This is a genomic window from Pedobacter sp. Leaf41 (assembly GCF_001422545.1).
Taxonomy (GTDB): Bacteria; Bacteroidota; Bacteroidia; order Sphingobacteriales; family Sphingobacteriaceae; genus Pedobacter.
Genome location: NZ_LMLE01000011.1, coordinates 171612 through 196613 on the forward strand (window position 1 = coordinate 171612; position 25002 = coordinate 196613).

The window sequence follows — 25002 nt, forward strand, 5'->3', positions numbered from 1 at the left end:
TTATTTTGCCAATTTTACGTTATCCCTGGCCATCCTGCACTTGCCCATTATCATGAGCATGCTCTAGAATTTCCTTAATGTCTGATTTTGGTTTCTTGGTTACCGTATGTTTATAATGTGGCACTTCATGTTCTACAATATCGTTTTCTATTGCTTCTACACCAAAAACCTTTTCCTTTAATAAGTTATATTTATCCTGAAAACCATAGCGTAAATTTTTTGCGCCACTGGCAATTTTACCTCTTGTTCCTGAACCACTATCTGGTGCAAATAAAATACTTACTATTGCCCCTGCAGCTAAGCCAGCCACCAATGCCAATGCAACTTGAGCGTTATTGGTCGATTTGTGGGCGATATATTTTCCGATTAACTTTCTGTATTTCATAATTATGAGCTTTTAAATTCAACAAACGCTAAGTTAATAATGTTTCATATTTTTTGTTTTTGGAAAGCAATTACAGCAGCATTTGGTTTACATCCATCCCGCTCTCGCTTCTGCTCCGATAAAAAAATCGGGAGCATCTCGCTAAGATCGGGTTTAAGTGGCAACAGCTGTTCAGCTAGGTAAAAACCTAGCGTTTGTTACATAACATATTAGAGAAAGAGTAATAAAATTGCAGGAACAGGTTTATTTTAATGGCACCGGCTAGCGTTTATAAACCTGACAGACGCGAGCACGCAGTGTTAAGCTTCGAGGTTAACAACGAAGTAAAGCAAATGGCAGGACTACAGACCGCCAAAAGTTGGTTACCCTTCATTTTCTAATAATTATAGCGCTATGTTTAAAATAAAACGTAATATTTGAAATCAAATACATTTTAAATGGTAAAAGCAACGATAAACAAAGCGCATTATGCATGTTCGGTAACAAACGGATCTCACGAAGTGATTGTAGATGAGCCGATAGAATTAGGCGGAAAAGACAAAGGATTTGCTCCTAAAGGTTTACTAATGGCTTCGCTAGCATCTTGCGTGGCCATAACGTTGCGCATGTATGTAGATAGAAAGGGTTGGGCTGTAGATAAAATTGAGGTGGAAGTTAATATGGGCATTGAAAATGCGGAAGATGTTTTTTTAGAAGAAATTACGTGTACGGGCAATTTAACAGACGATCAGAAACAAAGGCTTGAAGTTATAGCCTCCAAGTGCCCGGTAAGCAAAATTTTGACAGTTGGGCATGAGGTACGCTCTAAAGTGCTTTAACGGTAACGGTGCAAAACTCGTTTCACACAATGCTAAAAAGTCTTAATATCTTTGTAGCACTTCAGTTTTTTATGAAGTAAAAAAAATATTTATGGCCACCGAAATTAAATGTCCGAACTGTGCTCATGTTTTTCCGATGGAAGAAGCAATGGCCGAAGATTATAAGAAAGAGCTGCGTGAGAAAATGGTCACTTTTACCAAACAAAAAGATGAAGAATTTCAGCGCAAGCTTGCCACAATAGAAAATGAAAAGCAACTGCAGCAAAAGGCTTTTGATGCAAAGCTGGTTGAAGAGAAAAACAAACTCAAGGGCGATTTAGAAGAGAATTTACGTAAAAGTATTGCTTCGGATTATGAGACCAAACTTCAGATGCTGGAAGGTTCTGCAAAGGACAATGCCGAAAAATTAAGACTGGCACGGGAAAAGGAACTTCAGTTTCTGAAACGTGAGGAAAGCTTAAAAATTAAGGAAGAGGAGATGGAATTGGCGTTCCAGCGCAAAATGCAGGAGCAACGCAATGAGTTGGTAGAGCAAATTCGTAAACAGGAAGCCGAAAAAAATAGCATTAAAGATACCGAACATCAGCTCCGCTTAAAAGAGCTGGAGAAACAACTCGATGATCAGAAAAAACTGGCCGAAGAAATGAAGCGTAAGGCCGAGCAGGGCAGCATGCAGCTGCAAGGAGAAGTGCAAGAGTTGATTTTAGAGGAATTGTTGCGGAGTAATTTTCCGTTCGATTTGATTGAAGAAGTAGGGAAGGGGGTTCGTGGTGCCGATTGTGTGCAGGTGGTGCGCAACAACTTCGGACAGGAGTGCGGAAAAATTATTTATGAGAGCAAGCGTACAAAAGATTTTGGTGGCGATTGGATTGAAAAGCTGAAGAAAGATATGCGAAGCATGGGCGTTGATGTGGCGGTAATCGTAAGTCAGTGTTACCCAAAAGGTATGGATTGTTTTGGACAGAAAGACGGGGTTTGGATTTGCTCTTTTGAAGAAGTAAATGCAGTGGCTTATGTGCTGCGTGATGGAATTTTACGTTTATCGAGCGCTATGAAATCGCAGGAAAACCGTGGTGACAAAATGCACATGCTTTACGATTACCTCACCGGAGCTGAGTTTTCAGAGCAATGGAAAGCCATTCGCGAAGGTTTTATGAGCATGAAGTTGTCTATCCAACGCGAACGTGACGCCATGGAACGTTTGTGGAAAGCCCGCGAAAAGCAACTTGAAAAAGTATTGTTAAATGCAACGCACATTCGTGGTTCAATTGAAGGAATCGCCGGCAGCGATAGTATTCGGTTAAGTTTAACCGATGATGATGAAACATTGCTTTTGGATTAAAAATAAAAACCTTTCATGCTGAACGCAGTGAAGAATCTCATAGTCTGGAATGCTAATTCGAAAAGATTTAGTTACAAAAATTAGTGGGTTAATTTTATGTAGTGCTGTTCGGTTACGGATTCTTCACTGCGTTCAGAATGACGGTAAAATAAATACAGACACTACTAACATAGATTCAGCAAAACGAGATGTGCAAGCGAATTATCTTAAGTCGGTCGTCACCTCATCTCCACTGAAGCGCAGCGGAATGAAGAGAACTTTAAAAATTTCTCCGAAAGGTAGAAATGACGAAGCCCAATAAAAGAATTACAAAAATTAAATTATATAAAGTGAATAAAAACCTAACCAACAAATCCCTTAGCCTTCATAAACTTCTGGTATTCATTTGCATTTTGCTTTTTTCCGGGAACGTTTCCGGAGAAGAATTAAAATCGCCTGATGCAAACTTAGTAGCCAATTTTTTATTGACCGACGGTGGCGTGCCAACTTATAGTTTAAAGTATAAGGGTAAAGAAGTAATCAAAACCAGTAAACTAGGTTTAGAATTAAAAGACGGTAAATCATTTTTAAATGGTTTTACCATTACCGACTCTAAGACCAATACCTTCAACGAAACCTGGAAACCGGTTTGGGGAGAAGTCAAAGAAATTGTAAATCATTACAACGAACTGGCTATAACCTTAACACAGAAAGAAACGAACCGTTTCATCATCATCCGTTTACGGCTATTTAATGATGGTTTAGGATTTAGATACGAGTTTCCGGAGCAAAAGAATCTTGATTATTTCGTAATTAAAGAAGAAAAAACGCAATTCGCTTTAGCAGGAGATCACAAAGCATTTTGGTTGCCGGGTGATTATGATACGCAAGAATACAGTACGGTAACCTCAAACTTATCAGAGGTTCGCAGTAAAATGAAGGCTGCGGTTACACCAAATGCATCTCAAACTACGTTTTCGCCAACAGGTTTACAAACGCCTTTAATGCTGAAAAGCAAAGAAGGTTTGTACATCAATATTCACGAGGCAGCGTTAATCAACTATTCATTAATGTCGTTGAATCTTGATGATAAAAATATGGTTTTGGAATCATGGTTAACGCCAGATGCAGTAGGGGATAAAGGTTATATGCAAGCGCCGTGTTTATCACCATGGAGAACCATCATCGTAAGCGATAAAGCTGCTGATATTTTAACATCGAAATTAACCTACAACCTTAACGAACCTACAAAATTTAAAGACGTTTCATGGATTAAGCCTACAAAATATGTTGGCGTTTGGTGGGAAATGATTACTGGCAAAAGTACCTGGGCTTATAATAACTTAACCAGTGTACAACTTGGAGTAACCGATTATGCTAAAACAAAACCAAATGGTAAACATGCTGCAAATACCGCTCATGTAAAAGAATACATCGATTTCGCTGCTAAAAATGGCTTGGATGCGGTATTGGTTGAAGGCTGGAACGAAGGATGGGAAGATTGGTTTGGTAAAACAAAAGATTATGTTTTCGATTTCGTAACGCCTTATCCTGATTTTGATGTGAAAGAATTGCATCGCTATGCAGCAAGTAAAGGCATCAAAATGATTATGCACCACGAAACTTCTTCTTCGGTTCGTAATTACGAAAGACACATTGATACTGCTTATAAGTTTATGAAAGCCAATGGTTACGATGCAGTAAAGAGCGGTTATGTGGGTAATATGATTCCCCGTGGCGAACATCATTATGGGCAGTGGTTAAACAATCATTATTTGTATGCCATCCAAAAGGCAGCTGACTATAAAATCATGGTAAATGCACATGAGGCGGTTCGGCCAACTGGTTTGGCTCGTACTTACCCTAATTTAATTGGTAATGAATCTGCCAGAGGAACAGAATATGAGGCTTTTGGCGGTAATAATGCAGATCACACTACAATTTTGCCGTTTACGAGGTTAATTGGCGGTCCGATGGATTATACTCCTGGTATTTTCGAAACGAGGGTGAGTGCTTATAATCCAGAAAATAATTCATTTGTTCATAGTACATTAGCCCGTCAGCTTGCACTTTATGTTACCATGTATAGTCCGCTGCAAATGGCGGCCGATTTACCTGAAACTTATAATAAATACATGGATGCTTTCCAATTTATTAAAGATGTAGCGGTTGATTGGGATGATACCAAAGTTTTAGAAGCTGAACCTGGCGATTACATTACCTTCGCCCGTAAAGCCAAAGGCAAAAATAATTGGTTTGTGGGTCGCACCAATGATGAAATTGCCCGTACTTCGAAAATAGATTTCAGCTTTTTAGATGCCGGTAAAAAATATACGGCAACCATTTATGCTGATGCGAAGGATGCGCATTACGAAACTAATCCTAAAGCCTACACCATTCGTAAAATGGAAGTGACTAATAAAACAAAATTAACGTTGAATTGTGTGCCGGGTGGCGGTTATGCAATCAGCATCATGGCGAATTAGGTTTACTGCGAACAACGTTAAGTCTGTCAGTTATTTATTTCATTTCAAGTCGTTCCAAGTGGAACGACTTTTTTAATGGTGTTCTTTGAAAAATACCCCAGCAGTTTAAAATGATTTACGCAGATTAAAATGATTTCATCTGTGATTTATGATAGGCTTTTCGTGATTGCGAGGTACGAAGCAATCTTAAAGCGAGAAGTTAATAGCTCCCATGGTAAGATTGCTTCGTGCCTCAGCAATGACAACCGTTCTTAAAGCCATTTATATCGATTTTTATGAGGTAAATTAATCTCACAATAACATGCATCGGAGCAATAATGGTCAAGTTTTCATCTAAAAAATCCAGCTTCTCTTTCTTTGCGTTTTCACTTTTTGTACTTTGCGGTTGATAACTTAATCTACGCAAACTCACAACTATGGCCAGAACAAAGAATCATATTGAACTACAGTTTTTAAGCGAACCATCTGATGTAAATTATGGCGGGAAGGTTCATGGAGGTATGATGATGAAATGGATTGACCAGGCTGCGTTTGCCTGTGCTTTGCAATGGAGTGAATCTTATTGCGTAACGGTTTACGTAGGCGGTATCCGATTTTTTCATCCCGTACATATCGGGCATTTGGTGAAAATGGAAGCGAGGATTATTTACACGGGTAAAACCAGTATGCACATCGCTGTAGATGCTTACTCAAAACCTGTGGGTAAAGCCGATTTTGTTAAAAACACTCACTGTATCATTGTTTTTGTGGCGGTAAATGATGAAGGCCAGCCGCAACAAATTCCTGCCTTTAAGCCGAAAACTGAAAAGGAAATCGCCATGCATGGCTACGCTATAAAATTAATGGAGTTAAGAAAAAGCATCGATAAAGAAATGGAACCCTATATTGTTTAGCCAATTTAGTGCTTAAACAATCATGTACAAGTGTTCGAATCCCGTCGGCTCCACTTATTGTTTACATTTCTTTTCTTAACTATTTGCAGAAATAGATGCTAAACTTGGCAACACAAAACTAAATTTACTGCCTTCTCCAAGCGCACTTTCTACCCATATTTTTCCGTCTTCTGCTTCGATAAAATCTTTTGATATGGCTAAGCCCAATCCAGAACCAGATTTGTTTTGCCCATCAGTGGGAACCTGGAAATAGCGGTCGAATAATCGTTTTTGATATTTCTCCTCAATTCCTTTTCCATAGTCTTTTACCGAGAATTGGACAAAATTGTCTTTTTGAAATACATCAATCACAACCTTCGATTTTTCTGAACTATAACGCAAAGCATTCGATAAAAAGTTTACTAAAACCCAAGCCGTTTTCTGAATATCGGCATTCACCTTTGGTAGATTTTCAGCGCAATTGAGTTCGAGTTGAATTAGTTTCTGTTCAGCCTGAAATTTTACGGCATCTAATGCATAATTTACAATTTCCTTTGGCTCGGTTAGCGCAAATGTTAGCTTCAAATTTCCGGTTTCTACCTGCGATAAATCCAGTAATTCACCAGTGATTTTTAGGAGCCGGTCACTATCTTCTTTAATGTGGTTAAGTAGCTGATTTTGTTCCTCATTTACCGAGCCTACCCGATGATCGTTAAGAAGTTTTAAACTCATTTTAATCGATGATAAGGGAGTTTTCAACTCATGCGAAACCGTAGCAATAAAATTTGTTTTGGCTTCATCAAGTTCCTTAAATTGAGTAATATTTTTTAACACGTAAACACTTCCTGCAGATTTTGACGATGCGGTGAGCGCCTTTTCATCCTGCTCATCATAATTTGGGATCACGATTTCGCGGTTTTCCAAAAGGAAGTAAGATTCCTTTTCATCAGCGTATATTTTGAGGGTTTTATCCTCCGTTTCGGGTTGGGTAATTCTTTTGAGCAATTCGTTCTTTTTAACAAGTTCGGTGATGTTCTGCCCAATAATTTTCTCCTCATCAACACTCATCAGCTTTGCTGCCAAATGATTTAAAAAGAGCACTTCGCCTTGTTCATTTAAGCCAATAATGGCATCTTGCATTTGTGCAATGATGGCTTCAATTCTCGATTTTTCCGACTTTATTTTGGAGAGATTACTATTTTCCCACTCGTTCAGTTTCTTTACCATTACGTTAAACGCATCTGCAAGCTCCGTAAATTCGTCCTGATTATTGAAATGCAAACGTTGCTTGTAGTTTTTCCTGCTGATTTGTTTAATGGCATCGCTAAATTCTGACAACGGATTAGCCACAAAGCCAGGGAAATTAACAATGAAAGTAAATAGAATTAAAAAACTTAAGCCCGCTGCAATAGAAATATACAAATTTGCATTTGCCGACGTTTTGTTTGCCAGTTCATTTTTGTCGTAGATGGCTTTCATATTTATTTCTTCGATACTTTGCAGTGCAGATCGTAGGGCTTTCAAATCAATCTTTTCGGTAGGTTGCTGCAATTTTTTGTAAGCTAAAGCCAGGTTTTGATAAGCGACTTTTTCACCATTCTCGGTTATATTTTGGCACTCGTTTTTTAAATTTTCTTCAAATATTTGCGCTTGTCGCGTTGACAATGGAAATACTCCTTCATCCAAAATAGTTCGCATTGCAGCAACGTATTGTAACGATTTGTAATTGTCTTTCAGGATTACTTTTGATTTATCTGAAAGCTCGTTTACAAAAAACAAAGCAATTAATCCGAAGGATAAAACAATTATAAAGAGAAACCCGAATCCGAGACGAAGCTTGGTTTTAATTTTCATGGTGGTTTTGTTTGTTAACTGCAAAGCTTGCCAAGTTTTTCGCAAAGAAGCAAAGTTAATTGTTCTATTCTTTGTGTTCTTTGCGCCTTTTCTTTGTGTGCTTTGCGGTTATATTTTTAAGAAAGTATAACCAAATCAATTTCTTTGGCGGCTAAATTACGCAACAGCTGATTAAAAATTGCCGTTCGCATGATTACCTGGAAAATATTTAAATGCGGCTTTCCAATACAAATGGTTGTGATCTCTTTTTCTGTAGCCATGTTAATAATGGTTTGGGTAATTTGATTGCTTTTTGTTTTCACCACTTCGGCACCTAGTTCTGTAGCGAGTTTAAAATGGTTAATGAGATGGCGTTGTTTATCGAGCTTAATTTTATCGAAACTTTCTGCATCACTTTGTACGTAAAGCACCATCCAGGGCGAGTGGTAGTAGGAGGCAAGCCTTGCTGTTTTTCGAATAACCACACCAGCAGTTTCCGAATTAGAAGAGATGCAGGCTAAAAACTTTTCCGACCTCAATTTAACAGATTTTGGTATTTCGGTTTTAATTTTCCGTTCCACCTGATGAACCACTTCCTTTAAGGCCAGCTCTCTCAACTGCAAAATTTTATCTGATTGAAAAAAATTCGACAAAGCCTGTTCGATTTTACTTTTGTCGTAAATTTTGCCTTCTTTTAAACGTGTAACCAATTCATCAGCTGTTAAATCAATATTCACAATTTCATCAGCAATTTCCAAAATTTTATCGGGAATACGTTCCATTACGTTGATGCCCGTGATGCGTTCGATCTCTTCGTTGATACTCTCCAGATGCTGAATATTAACCGCTGAAATCACGCTGATGCCGGCTTCCAGCAAATCGAAAACATCTTGCCAGCGTTTGCCGTTTTTACTTCCTTCGGCATTGGTGTGCGCCAGTTCATCTACCACAACAATTTCAGGGTGCCGATTCAAAATTCCCTGCAAATCCATCTCCTCAATCTCTTTTCCCCGGTAAAAAATTTTTTTTCTGGCAATTAGGGGCAAACCATTTACCAAGGCTTCCGTTTCTGCCCGCCGGTGCGTTTCCACATAGCCAATGCAAACATCGATGCCGTTGCGTAAGAGCGCATGGCTTTCCTGGAGCATTCGATAGGTTTTACCCACACCGGCACTCATCCCAATATAAATCTTGAGTTTGCCCCTTCTCGATTTTTGTATGAGTTCGAGAAAATGTTTAACCGAATCGTCTTTTTCTTGCATTGATAATTTTACTCTTTGTCATTCTGAGGAACCAAGAATCTGCAAATAATGAGCACTATTTTCAGTTTTCCCATGGTCTGTGTCCCCACAGACTATTATTTGTTTGTTAGCGTTTCGGTCTGTGAGGGCACAGCTCGAGGCGTTAGATTGGCGCCGAAATATTCTGTGATTTTCGTGCTTCCGTGGCAGTATTTTTAAAATGAAACCCCAATACTTGCTGTTAATGTTGTATTGGCATTAAGGGAATTATTTTCTGTCGCAAAAATTTTGTCCTTGCTGTCATAGGTTTTACCTTCCAATCTGACTACCGCATTTGGGATTGGCGAATAATCTACGTTTAAAGAATAACCTTTCGTTTTAAATCCATTTGGTGTTCCTGTAGATATGAAAATGCCATTTTTGTCTTCGTAATATTCAAACCGGCCGGCTACTGCCCATTTCTCTGCAAATTTATATTGCGCAATAGCTACCGGAGAAAACACCTCATTTTTGTTGTGATTTTCTTTTGATTGTTGTTGAGTACCATAATCCAAACCGAGTGTTAGTCCGAATTTATCGCTGAGCTGGAAGATACCATAAATGTTGTGGTAGAAGCGGTTCACGCGAACGGAATCTGCGCCTTCTGTTCCCAGGTAATTGCTATAATTTACCGTAATTTTTGGCGTTGGTTTCCAGGTTAACTGCAAGCCACCCGCAGGTTTATTGTTTCCATTTTGGCGGGTAATTCTTTGCCATCCATTCAGGTAGAGTAGTGTTGCCGTCAATTTTCCATCTTTTGTTCCATAGGTGATTTTAGCTCCCGCTTCCTAATAAGGTGTGTTTTCTGAAGAAATATTTCTGGTTAAAACCCAGCAGTCTTTCGAAACGGCGCTTTCGAATCCGATGTGTGAGGAAAATATCCCTGCATCAATCCATAGATTTTCTGTTTTGGAAAGTTTTACGCCAGCGTTAGCTTCAAAAATATTTTTGAGTACGCCAGGCTCCGTGGCTAAATTCGAATTGGTGTAGGTACCAGCCATCAGCGCTAAATTCGCCCTGATTGAACTGCTTTCGTAAGCTGCTTTGATAAAACCCAAGTTTAAATTCACTTCATTCGCCCGGTTGTGCGAGTAAATGAAAGCGGGTCTGTTATGGTCGGCTGGTTTGTTAAAATCGTAACCATAGTAAGTTTCCAGGTAACCAGAGAACTTTATTTTGGGTTCATCTTGTGCGAAAGCAGTTAGAGATGCTGTTAATGTTGTGATTATGGTGATTAAATTTTTCATGATGTGATTACTTTTATCGAGATGGCAACAATTACCACCCCTTTCCCCTCCTAATAATAGGAGGAGAGTTGTAATTGCCGAGGCAAGTTTTAAGCATTAATAATGTTTTGGGATTTAAACCCGTTTACTTAAATATGGAGGTTATTTATAGCTGGCAGTTTTTACTTGCCCTCCTTATTTTCAAGGAGGGGTTAGGGGTGGTTTTTAGTATTTTTTTTGACGGCATTTTCTGTTACAAGTTATCCAATGCCAAATTCAGTTTCAAAACATTTACTGATGATGGACCGAATAATCCAAATAAAGGTTTTAGGGTATTCATAGCTACTAATTCCTTCACTTTTTGTTGACTGATATTTCTTGCTTTGGCTACTCTTGCTATCTGAATTTCTGCACCCTGCTCGGAGATATTTGGGTCTAAACCACTGCCCGATGCCGTAACCATATCAGCAGGAATATTCGATTTTTGTAAGCCAGGATTATATTTTAAAAGGGTATCAATTCTGGATTGAACTTCTTTTAAATAATCAGGATTAGATGGTCCTTTGTTTGAGCCGGCCGAACCTGCAGCATTGTAATTAACAGCCGATGGTCTGCCCCAGAAATATTCGGGTTTGGTAAAAGATTGCCCCAGTAATTCGTAGCCTATTGTTTTGCCATTTTTTACGATTTTCTCACCGCCGCCATTTCCAGCGGCAAGTTTTCCAGCTATAGCAATGCTGATGGGGTAGATGATGCATAATAATACGATTAAAACTAAGGTTAAGCGTAGCGATTGTATGATGTATTTTTTCATGATGATATTTTGTGTTGTTGTCATGCTGAAGAAGGAAGCATCTCAATCAAAAATGCGCTGCTTATTTTAGCAAGTGCTAATCGCTTTGAGATTCTTCGTTGCGCTCAGAATGACAGATGTTTAAACAAATAAGCCTATTACTAGATCAATTAATTTAATGCCGATGAACGGAGCGACAATACCTCCGATGCCATAGATAAATAAATTTCTGCGGAGCAATGCTGTAGCGCCAATTGGCTTGTAAGCCACGCCTTTAAGCGCCAGTGGAATCAATATTGGAATGATTATCGCATTGAAAATCACTGCCGACATAATCGCACTTTCTGGTGTGTGCAAGCCCATAATATTTAAACTTTGCAGGGCAGGAATTGACGCAATAAATAAGGCAGGAACAATAGCGAAATACTTAGCCACATCATTTGCGATAGAGAAAGTAGTTAGCGTGCCACGGGTAATTAACAGCTGTTTTCCAATTTCTACAATCTCAATTAATTTGGTTGGATCATTGTCCAAATCTACCATGTTACCAGCTTCTTTAGCAGCTTGTGTTCCGCTGTTCATGGCCACACCAACATCTGCCTGGGCAAGTGCAGGCGCATCATTGGTACCGTCGCCCATCATTGCAACAAGTTTGCCTAAGGCCTGCTCGTCTTTAATGTAGTTCATTTTATCCTCTGGTTTAGCCTCGGCAATAAAGTCATCTACACCGGCTTTTTCGGCGATGTATTTAGCAGTTAAGGGATTATCGCCCGTTACCATTACTGTTTTAACACCCATTTTGCGTAAACGCTCAAACCGTTCGCTGATGCCTGGTTTAATGATATCCTGCAATTCGATAACGCCTAAAGCTTTTTCATTCTCAGAAACCACTAGTGGCGTTCCGCCGTTGGTGGCAATACTTTTTACATGGTCTGCAATATCCGAAGGAAAAATATTTCCTGCTTTTTCGACTATATTTCTAATAGAATCGAACGCACCTTTTCTAATCCTTCTTCCGTCGGCAGTATCTAATCCGCTGGAGCGGGTTTCGGCTGTAAACTTAATAAATGTTGAACCTGCTGGTGTGCCAGAATTTTTAAAGCCCTGCTCGTTTGCCAACTCAATAATTGATTTTCCTTCTGGAGTCTCATCTGCAAGTGAACTTAAAACACATGCATCGGTAAAATCTTTAATCACTACGCCGGCAGTAGGGTAGAAGTGGGTTGCTTTGCGATTTCCGATAGTGATCGTTCCGGTTTTATCCAATAATAGAACATCAATATCGCCAGCCGTTTCCACCGCTTTACCTGATTTGGTAATCACGTTTGCTCTTAAGGCTCTGTCCATTCCGGCAATGCCGATAGCTGATAACAAACCGCCAATAGTAGTGGGGATTAAGCAAACGAAAAGTGAAATTAAAGCTGCAATGGTAATCGGTGTATTGGCGTAATCGGCAAATGGTTTTGACGTTACACAAACAATAATGAATACCAAAGTGAAGCTGGCTAATAAAATGGTTAACGCAATTTCATTTGGAGTTTTCTGGCGGGACGCACCTTCAACCAAAGCAATCATTTTATCTAAAAAACTTTCGCCTGGAGCTGTACTTACCTGAACTTTTATTTCATCAGATAATACTTTGGTTCCGCCGGTTACTGAAGATTTATCACCACCTGATTCACGAATTACCGGGGCAGATTCTCCGGTAATGGCCGACTCGTCAATAGTGGCAATACCTTCTATAATTTCGCCATCGGTTGGAATGGTGTCACCCGTTTCACAAACAAAAATATCTCCTTTCTTTAATTGATTTGAGGAACGAATTTCAACCGTTCCGTTAGCTAAAAGTACTTTTGCTGGCGTTTCTTCGCGTGTTTTACGCAAGCTATCGGCCTGCGCTTTTCCTCTCGCTTCGGCAATTGCCTCTGCGAAGTTGGCAAACAAAACGGTTAACAGAAGTACCAGAAAGATGAAAAAATTATATAGAAAGGAGCCTTGTCCGGTGTTGTTAAAAGAATATACCGTAACGTAGGCCATCACGAGTGTGCCTACCTCCACGGTAAACATCACCGGGTTGCGAACCATTAATCTGGGATCTAGTTTGATGAAAGATTGTTTCAATGCAGTTTGCACTAAAGCAGATTCGAACAATTTATTATTGGGTTTCATTTTGATTTTTAATTAGGTGATTTTACAGATTAAAATAATTTCACAGATTTTTATCATGCAATTTGTCATGCTGAGCTTGTCGAAGCACCGAATCATTTCGACAGGCTCAATGTGACAACTATATCTATTTGAGCATTGAAAAATATTCTGCCAACGGTCCTAAGGCCAGGGCTGGAAAGTAAGACAGCGCATTGAGCACTAAAATCACGGCGAACGTCATTAAGGCAAAAGTTTTTGTATCGGTTTTTAATGTTCCGGCAGATTCAGGAATGAACTTTTTAGCGCCAAGCAAACCTGCAATTGCAACCGGACCAATAATCGGTAAGAAACGACCAAGAAAGATAATAACTCCGGTAAGCAGGTTCCAGAATACATTATTATCGCCTAAACCTTCAAAGCCAGAGCCATTGTTGGCGTTAGCGGAAGTAACCTCGTACAACATTTCGGAGAAACCATGGAAGCCTGGATTATTTAACCAGTTTTTCGGCTGTGTTGCCCAACCTGCATCAGCATAATTGGTAAACAAGTAACTCGAAATCGCCGTACCAGCTAGGATCAAAAACGGACTTAATAAAGTGATGATCGCCGCAATTTTGATTTCTCTTGCTTCCACCTTGTGACCTAAAAATTCTGGCGTTCTGCCCACCATCAATCCTGAAATAAAAACTGCGATTATTAAATAAATAAAATAGTTGAGCAAGCCAACGCCACAACCACCATACAAGCCGTTAATCATCATGGCTAGCAATTGCCATAAACCTGTTAGCGGCATAGTGCTATCATGCATTCCATTAACCGAACCTGTAGAAATTACGGTGGTTAACGTACTCCAGTATGCAGTTGCGGCTGGTCCGAAACGAACTTCTTTGCCCTCCATGGCGCCTGTAGTTTGTGCAATTCCCATTTTGGTTAGCGCAGGGTTTCCACTAAGTTCCGAGCTTAGGGTTGGAATCATCAGCATAAATAAACCGATGGTCATCACGCCGAAAATCGTCCAGCCTAATTTTCTTCTTCTGATGAAATAGCCGAAAGCGATAACCATGGCAATTGGAATAATTACCTGGGCAATCATTTCGACCATATTGGTTAAATAACTTGGGTTTTCGAATGGGTGGGCAGAATTTGCACCGAAATACCCACCGCCATTCGTTCCCAAATGTTTTATGGCAATCATTTGCGCTGCTGGTCCACGAGAAACATTTACGGTATCACCTTGTACGGAAAGGAATTGATCTTTAGCATCGTAACTGGCCGGGGTTCCGTTAAAGGTTAAAATCAGCGCAATAACAATAGATAGAGGCAGCAGTAATCTGGTAATTGCTTTTACAAAAAACTCCCAAAAATTACCAAGTAAGGTGGTTGTTTTATCTCTAAAAGCTTTAAATAATACAACAGCCGCAGCAATACCGGTAGCGGCACTTACAAACTGAAGAAACATCAGCACAAATTGTTGAGTAAGATAACTCACGCCACTTTCGTCTGAGTAATGTTGAAGGTTACAGTTGGCTACGAAGCTGATAATGGTATTGAAAGCCAGATCTGGCGTCATACCAGGGTTACCATCAGGATTTAATGGGAGCTTATTTTGGAATATCAGCATAAAAAAACCATAAATCAACCACAAGATATTTATGGTTAATAAAGCTTTTAGCTGTTGTTTCCAGTTCATTTGCTCTTTAATATTAATGCCGGATAATTTATAGATTCCATTTTCGAGCGGCTTTAAAAAGTCTGTCCAAACTTTTTCTCCTGCAAAAACCTTCGCCAAATATTTCCCCAACGGGAAGGCGATAATTAAGGTTAAGAGGAATGTGGCAATGATGCCAATTAATTCAGTGTTCATTTTTTTTGTTTTTGGAGAATAGGATGTTACGAAGGAGGAAATGGGGAATAGATATTTGGAAATAGCAAGCAGCTATTTGGAAATAGACTATCATTCTATTTTCTATTTCCAATTCTCCATTCCCAGCTATCCATATTCTCTGTTTTTAAAAGTTTTCAGGTTTAATCAATACGTAAATCATATAGATAAATACGGCGATTGCGATGATGAATAGTGCTAACATGGCTTTAAATTTTTTCGAACCAATCAATTGATTTGTAAGTTGCCCAGCAGAGCGAAAGGATTACGAGTAATAGGATAATTGTCATAACTTATTGTTTTATGAAATGCCTATTGCCAACTCTTATGCTGATGAGTACGGCGAGATCTTAATTTGCTGAATGCAAGATGTTTATATGTTTTATTGAAATTTTAAGCATAAAAAAACCCTTCCATTTTGGAAGGGTTTTTTTCGTTTTGGAGTGATCTCTCAAAACTGCTGAAGTAAAATTTAAAAGTAAGTTGTTCCTTTCATCTCAACAAAATTCGAATTGTCGCTTAAGATGAGGTGAAGATTTTATAATTCTCCAATGCCATATTCTTCAATTTTTCGATACAGCGTGGTTAAGCCAATCCCCAACAATCTCGAGGTTTCTGTTTTGTTTCCTTTGGTGTGGATCAATACCTTTTGGATGTGCTGTTTTTCGATTTGATTTAAATTGAATTTATTTTCCTGGGGGGTAAATTCAAAAAAATCAGGCGGAAGTGCTGCGGTATTTAATTGGGCTCCATCAGAAAGAATGACCAGTCTTTCGATTACATTTTTTAGTTCGCGAATATTTCCTTTCCAATTATACTGCTGAAAAGCATTTAAGATATTGTCGGTCATTTTTAATTCTGGCCGGTTAACTTTGATCGAAAATTCGCTCAGGTAATGTTCTGCCAAAGCAGGTATGTCGCCTTTTCTTTCTCTTAGTGGTGGTAGCGTTATTGTAAAAACAGAAAGTCGGTAATAAAGGTCAGCCCTGAATTTACCTTCTGCTGCCTCAACTTTTAAATCTTTATTTGTTGCCGCAAGTACACGCACATTCACCTGCTGCGTTAAAGTATCGCCCACTTTAATAAAACTTTGGTTTTCCAGCACCCGAAGAAGTTTGGCCTGTAAATCGAGATTCATTTCGCCAATTTCATCGAGAAACAAAGTACCGCCATTCGCTTCTTCCAATAAGCCTTTTTTATCTTTATTTGCTCCTGTAAATGCACCAGCCTTATAACCAAAAAGTTCACTCTCCAGCAATTCAGGAGAAAAACCACTACAGTTCAACGCGATAAAAGGCTTGGCAGCTCTTGGACTTTCCTGATGAATAGACTGGGCAAAAACTTCTTTTCCTGTTCCTGTTTCACCCAAAAGTAAAACGGTAGTATCTGTTTTACTTACCCGCTTTGCTAGATCAATGGCCTCTTTTAATGCTTTTGATTGGCCGATAATCGTTGCGAAACTATGCTTTGAATTTACCTTCTTATCAAGTTCAAAAATACGTTGCTGAAGGTTAGCTTTTTCCATCGCCCTATAAAGCAACGGAATAATTTTTTCGTTGTCATCTCCTTTTACGAGATAATCGAAAGCGCCGTTTTTTATCGCTAAAACACCATCAGCAATGGTGCCATATGCTGTAAGGTTGATCACCTCGGTATAAGGCTTGAGCGATTTTATATCTTTTACCAACGCTACGCCGTTTACATCCGGCAACTTTACATCACTGATCACTATGCTTACATCATTGTTTTTTAAAAGATTTATGCCTTCTTTACCGGTATTCGCCTGAAGGGTTTTAAAGCCTTCCAGCTCAATGATTCTTGAAAGCAGGCTGCAGATTTTCTTTTCATCATCAATGATGAGGACGATGCCGTTCATAGGTGTGATTTATGGTGCAATAATAAAGATTTGAATTGATACATAGATTTGATTTAGCTACAAATGCTTGCGAAGCGTAGATAAATAAATAATATTTTTCGTTAAATTTGGCTTATGAGGACACTAACTATAAATATAGAAGATAATAAATCAGAGAAAGCTTTATTGGATTATTTAGATAGCATGGGCCTAAAGTATGTTGTTGAGTTAAATGAAAAAACTTATTCTTGGTGGGAGGATAACAAATTTGTTGAAGAAATTGAAAATCGTTCGATGGAATTAACAAGCGGGAAAGACAACGGTTTTTCTTTGTCTGAAATGAAAAGCCAGCTCCGTAAGAAATAGTCAATGGAATATGATGCTGTATTTTCCTCCCATGTTAAAGATGAACTTCAAGAATCATATGATTGGTATGAAGGGAAACAGCTAGGGTTGGGAGAGCGGTTTCTCACCATAATTGAGCGTGCAGTTTCAACTATCTGCAGGCATCCAGCGGCATTTTCAATAAAATTAAATAAATTTCGCGAGTATCCTGTCCCTAAGTTTCTATATGTAATCATCTATGAGATTGTTCCAGATAAAGGAGGAGTTTACATCCTTCATGTTTTTAATACCTATCTAAATCCTAAAAAGAAATAGATATCATTTTCTCTAATACCTTTTTCATTTCTGCTACGCTAAATAAAACCATTTTAAGCATCTTTGTCTCACAAAGCAAATTCTATGTTTAAAAAGCTAACCCTGGTATTCATTTTCTGTTTCATCTGTTTTTTCTCTTTCGCTCAACAAGTTAGGCCAGCAAAGTCATCTGAAATTTTTCGTGAAATTAAAACACTTCGGCACATTCCAAAGGTTCTTTACCTGGCAGCACACCCCGATGATGAAAATACTGGTTTGTTATCATGGCTAATTAATGAACAGAATGTAGAAACTGCATATTTATCATTAACCAGAGGTGATGGAGGGCAGAATTTATTAGGAACCGAACAGGGTGCTGCTTTGGGATTAATCAGAACGCATGAGTTGTTGGAAGCCAGGAAACTGGACGGGGCGCAACAATTTTTTACCCGGGCAATTGATTTTGGCTTCTCTAAAAATACCGATGATACATTTAAGCAGTGGGATGCGGATAGCATTACCGCAGATGTAGTTTGGGTAATCAGAAAATTCAGACCCGATGTAATTATTTGTCGTTTTCCGCCAACAGCGGCTGCAGGACATGGGCAACATGCTGCATCTGCGGTGGTAGCCGAAAAGGCATTTAAAGCAGCTGCAGATAAAAATATGTTTCCAAACCAGTTGAAGTATGTTGATGTTTGGCAACCAAAAAGATTGCTTTGGAACACCTTTCGTTTTGGTTCGGTAAATACAACTTCCGAAAATCAATTGAAAGTTACGGTAGGGCAATTCGATCCACAACTCGGAATGGGTTATGGCGAGTTAGCCGGTTTAAGCCGAAGTTTACATAAAAGTCAGGGAGCGGGAACGCAATCTGTAGCGGGAGTTAGGACAGAATATTTTACCCATGTGGTGGGCGTTCCTGCAAAAGAAAGTCTTTTTGATAAAATTCCGCTGAATTGGTCGGAAAAAGGAATTGATAACATTGATGAGTTGATTGATATTATCCGGTTATCTTTTGATTATGATCATCCAGATAAAAGCTTGCATGGCTTGTTAATGCTGCGTAAAAGAATTTTGGAAATTCAGGATGTGAGGTTGAAGGAAGACAAACTGAATGCGATAGATCACATCATTTTAAGCTGCACGGGTTTTATGGGCGAAGTGGTAACTAACCAGGCAGAGGCTATTGCAGGCAACAGCTACAATTTCAGTTTAAATGTAATTTCGAGAGCGGCTCCACCAGTTATTCTTGAACAGGTTAATTGGATCAACCAAACTGATGTTTTAAATAAAAGGATCTCGGGAGATTCGCTGATCAACATCCAGCGTAAAATTCAAATCCCTTTAAATGCGGTGCTTACAGAACCTTACTGGTTAGAAAAACCGGCGAAAAATGCAGCAACATTTAGCGTGGCTAATGATACTTTGATCGGTTTGCCAGAGCTTGCATCGCCGTTAAATGTTTCGGTTGTTTTAAAAATCGGAAGCGAAAAGTTTACGGTTAAACTTCCACTGTCGTATAAAAAACTCGACCCCGTAAAGGGCGATGTGGTAGAGCAGTTGAGGATTATTCCGGCAATGGATTTAAGTTTTGCGGAACCGGTTTATTTCGCAAAAGAAAAGGAAGATTTGAAAGTAACCCTTCGCTTAAAGGCTAACAAATACATCAATTACGGTAAAGTTATTTTTAGGGTAGGAAATGCAACTATAGCTACTTTTACTGGTATCAATTTGCCAGAGAATACCATTACCCTTAAAGATTTTATATTGCCTGCTGGCGATCTGGCGAAAATAAAAACTACTCAAAATAAACTTGAAGTGGTTTTTTCTTCAGAAAATAGTGAGTTTACAAAAGGCCAGGTGCTGATTCAGTATCCACATTTGCCATCGCTGCAATACTTTGTTCCAGCCACAACCTGGTTATTAAAAGGAGATGTAAAAGTGTTGGCAAAAAAGGTGGGCTATATCCAGGGTGCAGGAGATTTAATTCCTGAGTTTTTGCGCCAGGCTGGTTTGCAGGTTGATGTTTTAGCTGAAGCCGATATTTTAAATCCAAGCAAGTTGGCTTCTTATGATGCCGTAATAACAGGTGTAAGGGTAATCAACACAGATAAACGGATTAAAAATTGGCAGGTGGCGCTTAAAAGCTATGTAGAAAATGGTGGAACAATCGTGATGCAATACAACACCACTCAAGATATGGCTTTGCAAGATTTTGGCATATATCCATTCAGTATTAGCAGCAAAAGGGTTACCGAAGAAAATGCTGCTGTTAAATTTCTTAATCCAAATCATAAACTGTTAAGTTATCCGAATAAAATTACCGCAGAAGATTTTAACGGTTGGGTACAGGAACGAGGAGCATATTTCCCTGATAAATGGGATGCTAAATACGAGACACTTTTCGAAATGAATGATATTGGGGAAGAACCGTTAAAAGGATCTACATTGTATGCAAAATACGGTAAAGGTAATTTTATTTACACACCACTTGCTTTTTTCAGGCAATTGCCAGCAGGAAATATAGGTGCCGCAAGATTGTTTTTCAACTTTATATCAGCAGGGAAGTAGGATGAAAAACCAGCTCAAAAATTGGAATACATGGTACGTTTTGCTTGCATTAGCGCTGGTTTTCCAGATTGTATTTTATTACCTGTTCACTAGATTTTGGGCATGAGTAATATCGATTGGTTAGTACTCATCTTTACTCTGCTGGCTGTTGTGGCTTACGGTGTTTTTATCGGCAGGGGGCAAAAAAGTAATGCCTCATACTTAAAAGCCGATAACCAAATGCCTTGGTACATTGTGCTTATAGGTATTATGGCTACCCAGGCCAGTGCCATTACTTTTCTTTCCGCACCTGGGCAAGCCTATACGGATGGAATGCGTTTCGTTCAGTATTATTTTGGTTTGCCATTGGCAATGATCGTCATCTGCATTACCTTCATTCCGATATTTCAGCGACTAAATGTTTATACCGCATATGAATATCTGGAGCAACGTTTCGATAAAAAAACGAGGGTTTTAACCTCGCTGCTATTTTTGTTTTCCAGGGGATTATCAACTGGGATCAGCATCTATGCACCGAGTATCATTCTATCAAGTGTTTTAAACTGGAATATTTATTTAACCAATGTTTTAACCGGTGGAATCTTATTAATTTACACGTACGTTGGTGGTGCAAAAGCAATCGCCCATACCCAAAAGCTTCAGTTCCTGATCATTCTGGGTACGATGGCATTTGCTGGGTATTTATTATTTCAAAATATGCCTAACGGCGTTGGTTTCGGCGATGCGCTTTATCTTGCTGGTAAATCCGGGAAGCTGAATGTGATCACTACCGATTTCGACTGGAAAGATAAATACAACATCTGGAGCGGTTTGATCGGTGGATTTTTTCTTGCACTTTCTTATTTCGGTACCGATCAAAGTCAGGTAGGCCGCTACATTACTGCCAAAGATAATACCAATGCCAAAATGGGTTTGCTGTTAAATGGTTTAGTTAAAATTCCAATGCAGTTTGCCATTCTCTTAATCGGTGCATTACTGTTTGCTTTCTTCTCACTAAAACCAGCGCCGATTTATTTCAATGAACGCTCGTATCAATATTTAAAAGAAACCCAACCACAGCAGGCTGCGGTTTTCGAGGGCGAACATCAACTGCTTGAAGAAAAGTTTAATGCCCAGTCGAAGGCTATTTTAGCTCAGCGAGAAAAAAATTCTCCCGAATTGAATGCTTCAATTGCAAATTTTAAAGAAACCCAAAAAGATGTTAAAGATTTGCACAGTAGGGTAGAGGTGGCCATTAATAAAGCAAATTTTAATGCCGAGAAAACGGATACCAATTATATTTTTCTGTATTTCGTTAAAAATACTTTGCCAGTGGGTATGATTGGGTTATTGTTTGCCGTTATCTTTTTAGCCAGCTGGGGCTCTATTTCAGCGGCCTTAAATTCATTGGCCGCCTGTTCATTAAAAGATGTGCATCTGGTTTTTAGTAAGCGAGACATGGACGATGCCACGGAGCTAAAGTACAGTAGGTTACATACTTTGGGTTGGGGAATATTTTCTATTGCGGTAGCCATGTTTGCCACACAAATGGGTTCACTTATTGAGGCGGTAAACGTGCTAGGCTCTCTTTTCTATGGTCCTATTCTCGGTATTTTTCTGGTTGCTTTTTATTATAAGAAAATTAACGGATCAATTGTTTTTATCTCAGCTATCCTGGCTGAAATTGTGGTTGTTGGCGTTTATGAATTTGATGTGGTATCATTCCTTTGGTTAAACGTAGTCGGTGCCGCTGCAGTAATAATTTTTTCGACTTTAGGATTATTATTTTATCGTCGCAAAGCATTAGATTCGTAAACTCAAAACAACAAAAACAAATAAATAATATTACTATGAAAACGATGATTAAATCTGTTGCATTGCTTTTTACCGCAATAACGATTTCAGTAAGTGCAATGGCGCAAGATGCCGCTCAACCAAAACCAAGTCCTGCGGCAACTGCAACAGGAAAAGTTAAAGGTGCTACCATCACTATCGCTTATAGCAGCCCTGCTGTTAAAGGACGTAAAATTTGGGGTGGTTTAGAAGCTTACGATAAAGTATGGCGTGCAGGTGCCAATGAGGCGACCACTTTTACCACTGATAAAGATATTATGGTTGAAGGTAAAGCACTTGCTGCTGGAAAATATAGTTTCTTTTTAATTCCAAAAGAAAGCGGTACCTGGACAGCAATTTTTAATAAAGAACCAAAGCAATGGGGTGCCTATAAATACGAAGAAGCTAAAGATGCTTTACGTGTTGAGGTGAAAACCAAACCTTTAAAAGCTACTCAAGAGCGTTTAATTTATAAAATCACTAAAACTGGTTTTTCTTTAGATTGGGATAAAGTATCTGTTCCGGTAACGATCAAGTAAGCAGCTAACCAATTTTTTATAAGCCATTTCGGAAACACCGGAATGGCTTTTTTTTTGGTCAAGAAATAGCCTTTGTAAAGAAAGTATAACATAACCTGTACTTCATGCTAAAATGCTATTTTAGGCCGATTTTACATCCCCGATATGAAACTTGCACTTAATATTATTGCTACGATTTTTCTTTTCCATTTGAATGTTCTGGCACAAAACAAATCCGTTCCGTTTTCCATCAAAACGCAACGACCGGTTGATTTAGTGAACGTTTTTTTGGGCTCTTCAGGAGATCACGGGCAAATGTCGCCAGCGGCATCTTATCCATTTAGCATGTTGAGCATTGGCCCTCAAACCTATCCGAAAACCCATACCGGTTACGAGTACCTGGCTAAAAAATTTGAAGGATTTACACACAATCGTTTTGAAGGAGTAGGCTGCCAGGGTTCGGGTGGAAATATTTTTATCAAACCCTTTTTAGGGAAGGATCCAATGCAGTCTACGTTAATCAAATCAACTGAAAAAGCTTGGCCGGGTTATTACCAGGTAGGTTTTGAAAATAAAATTGATGCAAGCTTTGCTGTTGCAGGTAACGCAGGCAAGCATGTTTATCACTATCCGAAAGGAGAAAAAGGAATTTATCTCGATTTAGGCTACGCTTTTAATGGTGCTTTTGTAACGGAAGAACATGTTATAGATGGGAATGCTCTTTCGGGCTGGATAGAATCAAAAACGACATGTGGCGTAGGTAAATACAGGATTTACTATTATCTGGAAATTACAAACAACGTGAACTGGGAAAAACTATCAGGGCATAAGTTAATTGCCAGACTAAATGCTGCATCTACTTCAGCAGAAATAAATGTGGCACTCTCTTCTGTTAGTACCGAATCGGCGAAATCGGCCATTTTAGATCAAACGCTGGAATCCATTAAAGATAAAAGTGCTGCGGAATGGAACAAAAATCTGGCTAAAATTGAGGTGAGTGGCGATGTGGAAAATGCTAAGCTTTTTTATTCGCTTCTTTACCGTACCATGCAATCTCCCTATGTTATTTCTGATCAGGATGGACAATACCGCAATACCAAGGGTGAACTTCGGAAAGCCAAAGAAATAAGATACAACGGATGGGCCATTTGGGATAATTATCGTACACAACTGCCGTTGCTTTCCATCATTACGCCAGAACGCTATGCGGGTATGGTTACTTCCATCGCTGATTTGTACCGCTCTGGAAAGAAAGACTATGCTGGTCAAACCGAACCATCAAATACTGTTCGCAGCGAACATGCAATTGTGGTTTTATTGGATGCCTATCGCAAAGGTTATTATGTAGATTTCGCCGGTATTGCTGATTCGCTGGAGAAAGAGGTAAAGGGATTAGATTACAAATCGCCTGATAAGGCACTGGAATCCAGCTATGACAATTGGGCTTTGGCAGAAATTTTTACGATTTTAAAGCAGCCCGAAAAGGCAGCAATTTATAAAAACAAAGCCCTCGAATATAGAACCTATTGGAACAAGGATTTTAAAGATATGAGTAAACGGGATGTTGACCATATGCAGGCAAGAGGTTTGTATCAAGGTACCATTTGGCAATACAGATGGTTTGTTCCTTACGATTTTAAAGGATTGATGGACCTTGATGGGGGAGAGGAAGCCTACATTGCCAAGCTGGATGAATTTTTTGCTAGAGATTTGTATAACCATGCCAATGAACCCGATTTACAGGTGCCGCTGATGTATAACGTAACCAGGCAAGGATATAAATCGCAATATTGGATGCATCAATTGGCCGCCGATACCGTTATTCAAAATTATTTCAACGATAATAGTAGGGGGATTGGAAGTTATATTGGTAAAATCTATAAGAATCAACCTGAAGCTTATCTACGAACTATGGACGATGATGCAGGGGCAATGAGTGCATGGTATGTTTTTACAGCAAGCGGATTCTCTCCTGCTTGCGTAGGCTGGCCGGTTTACTATCTCAACGTACCGCTATTTCCATCAGTTACCTTCCGCTTGCCAAATGCAAAAACATTTAAGGTAGAGGTAGCTAATTTCAGCCCGAAGAATAAATATATTAAACAGGTGTTTCTTAATGGCAAGCCCTTTAATAGAAATTATATTACACAAGATGATATTAACCAAGGTGGCATATTGAGAATTGTTTCTTCCGCTGAGCCAGCTAAAGTTTCGAGCACAGAAAACTGGATTTCAAGCATGGAATAAAATAATGAAAAATCGTCAATTTTAAATAAATTCGAAAAACAAATCTCTCTCAGGCCTGTTTTAACAGTATAAATAGATACGACATGGCACCTTTAAAATTAAGCGAAGAACAAAATGCTACTTTAGGCAACAAAAACCTAACCGAAAATACAACCGATCAACCATTAGAACTTCATCCAGAGGCATACAAAGTGAAGGGACCATCTCCTGAAAAAATGAGTACGGTATCAGCCTCACTTAGAACATACGCAAACGGCCTTTACGGTTTGTTATAATAAATTCGAAAGATTTAAATGCCCTTACTGAAATGATA

The 25002-nt window shown here is 39.0% G+C and carries 19 protein-coding genes and 1 pseudogene; 11 read left to right on the forward strand and 9 right to left on the reverse strand.

Annotation, left to right across the window (positions count from 1 at the left end; all coding sequences use genetic code 11):
- Positions 1-19 precede the first annotated feature (19 nt).
- A complete protein-coding gene (locus ASE92_RS18430; protein WP_056851598.1) occupies positions 20-385 on the reverse strand; it encodes a YtxH domain-containing protein in 366 nt (121 codons plus the stop codon).
- Positions 386-822: 437 nt separating this feature from the next.
- Here ASE92_RS18430 and ASE92_RS18435 point away from each other — a divergent pair, with 437 nt between their 5' ends.
- The 4 genes from ASE92_RS18435 to ASE92_RS18450 all read left to right on the forward strand — a co-directional run bounded on the left by ASE92_RS18435 (position 823) and on the right by ASE92_RS18450 (position 5903).
- The gene (locus tag ASE92_RS18435; RefSeq protein WP_056851599.1) at positions 823-1203 is read left to right on the forward strand and encodes an OsmC family protein; all 381 of its coding nucleotides are present in this window, start codon (positions 823-825) and stop codon (positions 1201-1203) included.
- A gap of 91 nt (positions 1204-1294) precedes the next feature.
- Positions 1295-2545: a DUF2130 domain-containing protein gene (locus ASE92_RS18440; protein ID WP_056851600.1), complete on the forward strand. Its 1251-nt coding sequence runs from the start codon at positions 1295-1297 to the stop codon at positions 2543-2545.
- A gap of 329 nt (positions 2546-2874) precedes the next feature.
- On the forward strand, positions 2875-5010 hold the full coding sequence (locus ASE92_RS18445) for a glycoside hydrolase family 97 protein (protein ID WP_056851806.1): 2136 nt from the start codon (positions 2875-2877) through the stop codon (positions 5008-5010).
- A 416-nt stretch (positions 5011-5426) separates the two neighbouring features.
- Positions 5427-5903, forward strand: coding sequence for an acyl-CoA thioesterase (locus ASE92_RS18450; protein ID WP_056851601.1), 477 nt, complete (start codon positions 5427-5429; stop codon positions 5901-5903).
- A gap of 75 nt (positions 5904-5978) precedes the next feature.
- Here the strand turns inward: ASE92_RS18450 and ASE92_RS18455 are convergent, their stop codons facing one another.
- The 8 genes and pseudogenes from ASE92_RS18455 to ASE92_RS18485 form a co-directional block, all read right to left on the reverse strand.
- Positions 5979-7736: an ATP-binding protein gene (locus tag ASE92_RS18455; RefSeq protein WP_056851807.1), complete on the reverse strand. Its 1758-nt coding sequence runs from the start codon at positions 7734-7736 to the stop codon at positions 5979-5981.
- A gap of 116 nt (positions 7737-7852) precedes the next feature.
- Positions 7853-8977, reverse strand: coding sequence for a sensor protein KdpD (locus ASE92_RS18460; RefSeq protein ID WP_056851602.1), 1125 nt, complete (start codon positions 8975-8977; stop codon positions 7853-7855).
- Between the two features lie 194 nt (positions 8978-9171).
- Positions 9172-10242: pseudogene (locus ASE92_RS18465) on the reverse strand (porin).
- A 232-nt stretch (positions 10243-10474) separates the two neighbouring features.
- Positions 10475-11035, reverse strand: a complete 561-nt coding sequence (locus ASE92_RS18470; protein ID WP_056851808.1) for a K(+)-transporting ATPase subunit C — start codon at positions 11033-11035, stop codon at positions 10475-10477.
- Between the two features lie 120 nt (positions 11036-11155).
- The gene (kdpB, locus tag ASE92_RS18475; RefSeq protein ID WP_056851603.1) at positions 11156-13183 is read right to left on the reverse strand and encodes a potassium-transporting ATPase subunit KdpB; all 2028 of its coding nucleotides are present in this window, start codon (positions 13181-13183) and stop codon (positions 11156-11158) included.
- Positions 13184-13307: 124 nt separating this feature from the next.
- Positions 13308-15026, reverse strand: coding sequence for a potassium-transporting ATPase subunit KdpA (gene kdpA / locus ASE92_RS18480; RefSeq protein ID WP_056851604.1), 1719 nt, complete (start codon positions 15024-15026; stop codon positions 13308-13310).
- 145 nt (positions 15027-15171) lie between these two features.
- Positions 15172-15249: a potassium-transporting ATPase subunit F gene (locus ASE92_RS21775; RefSeq protein WP_157255797.1), complete on the reverse strand. Its 78-nt coding sequence runs from the start codon at positions 15247-15249 to the stop codon at positions 15172-15174.
- A gap of 333 nt (positions 15250-15582) precedes the next feature.
- Entirely contained in the window at positions 15583-16920 is a 1338-nt protein-coding gene (locus ASE92_RS18485; protein WP_056851605.1) for a sigma-54 dependent transcriptional regulator, read from the reverse strand.
- 114 nt (positions 16921-17034) lie between these two features.
- Between ASE92_RS18485 and ASE92_RS18490 the strand changes: the two genes are divergently transcribed.
- The 7 genes from ASE92_RS18490 (at position 17035) to ASE92_RS18520 (ending at position 24964) form a co-directional block, all read left to right on the forward strand.
- Complete coding sequence (locus ASE92_RS18490; RefSeq protein ID WP_056851606.1) at positions 17035-17265, forward strand: hypothetical protein; 231 nt, start codon at positions 17035-17037, stop codon at positions 17263-17265.
- Positions 17266-17268: 3 nt separating this feature from the next.
- On the forward strand, positions 17269-17559 hold the full coding sequence (locus tag ASE92_RS18495) for a type II toxin-antitoxin system RelE/ParE family toxin (RefSeq protein WP_056851607.1): 291 nt from the start codon (positions 17269-17271) through the stop codon (positions 17557-17559).
- A gap of 84 nt (positions 17560-17643) precedes the next feature.
- On the forward strand, positions 17644-20112 hold the full coding sequence (locus tag ASE92_RS18500) for a PIG-L family deacetylase (protein WP_056851608.1): 2469 nt from the start codon (positions 17644-17646) through the stop codon (positions 20110-20112).
- Between the two features lie 102 nt (positions 20113-20214).
- The gene (locus tag ASE92_RS18505; RefSeq protein WP_056851609.1) at positions 20215-21906 is read left to right on the forward strand and encodes a sodium:solute symporter; all 1692 of its coding nucleotides are present in this window, start codon (positions 20215-20217) and stop codon (positions 21904-21906) included.
- 35 nt (positions 21907-21941) lie between these two features.
- Positions 21942-22463: a DUF2911 domain-containing protein gene (locus ASE92_RS18510; protein WP_056851610.1), complete on the forward strand. Its 522-nt coding sequence runs from the start codon at positions 21942-21944 to the stop codon at positions 22461-22463.
- Between the two features lie 144 nt (positions 22464-22607).
- Positions 22608-24689, forward strand: a complete 2082-nt coding sequence (locus ASE92_RS18515; protein ID WP_056851611.1) for a glycoside hydrolase domain-containing protein — start codon at positions 22608-22610, stop codon at positions 24687-24689.
- Positions 24690-24772: 83 nt separating this feature from the next.
- On the forward strand, positions 24773-24964 hold the full coding sequence (locus tag ASE92_RS18520; protein ID WP_056851612.1) for a hypothetical protein: 192 nt from the start codon (positions 24773-24775) through the stop codon (positions 24962-24964).
- Positions 24965-25002: the final 38 nt, after the last annotated feature.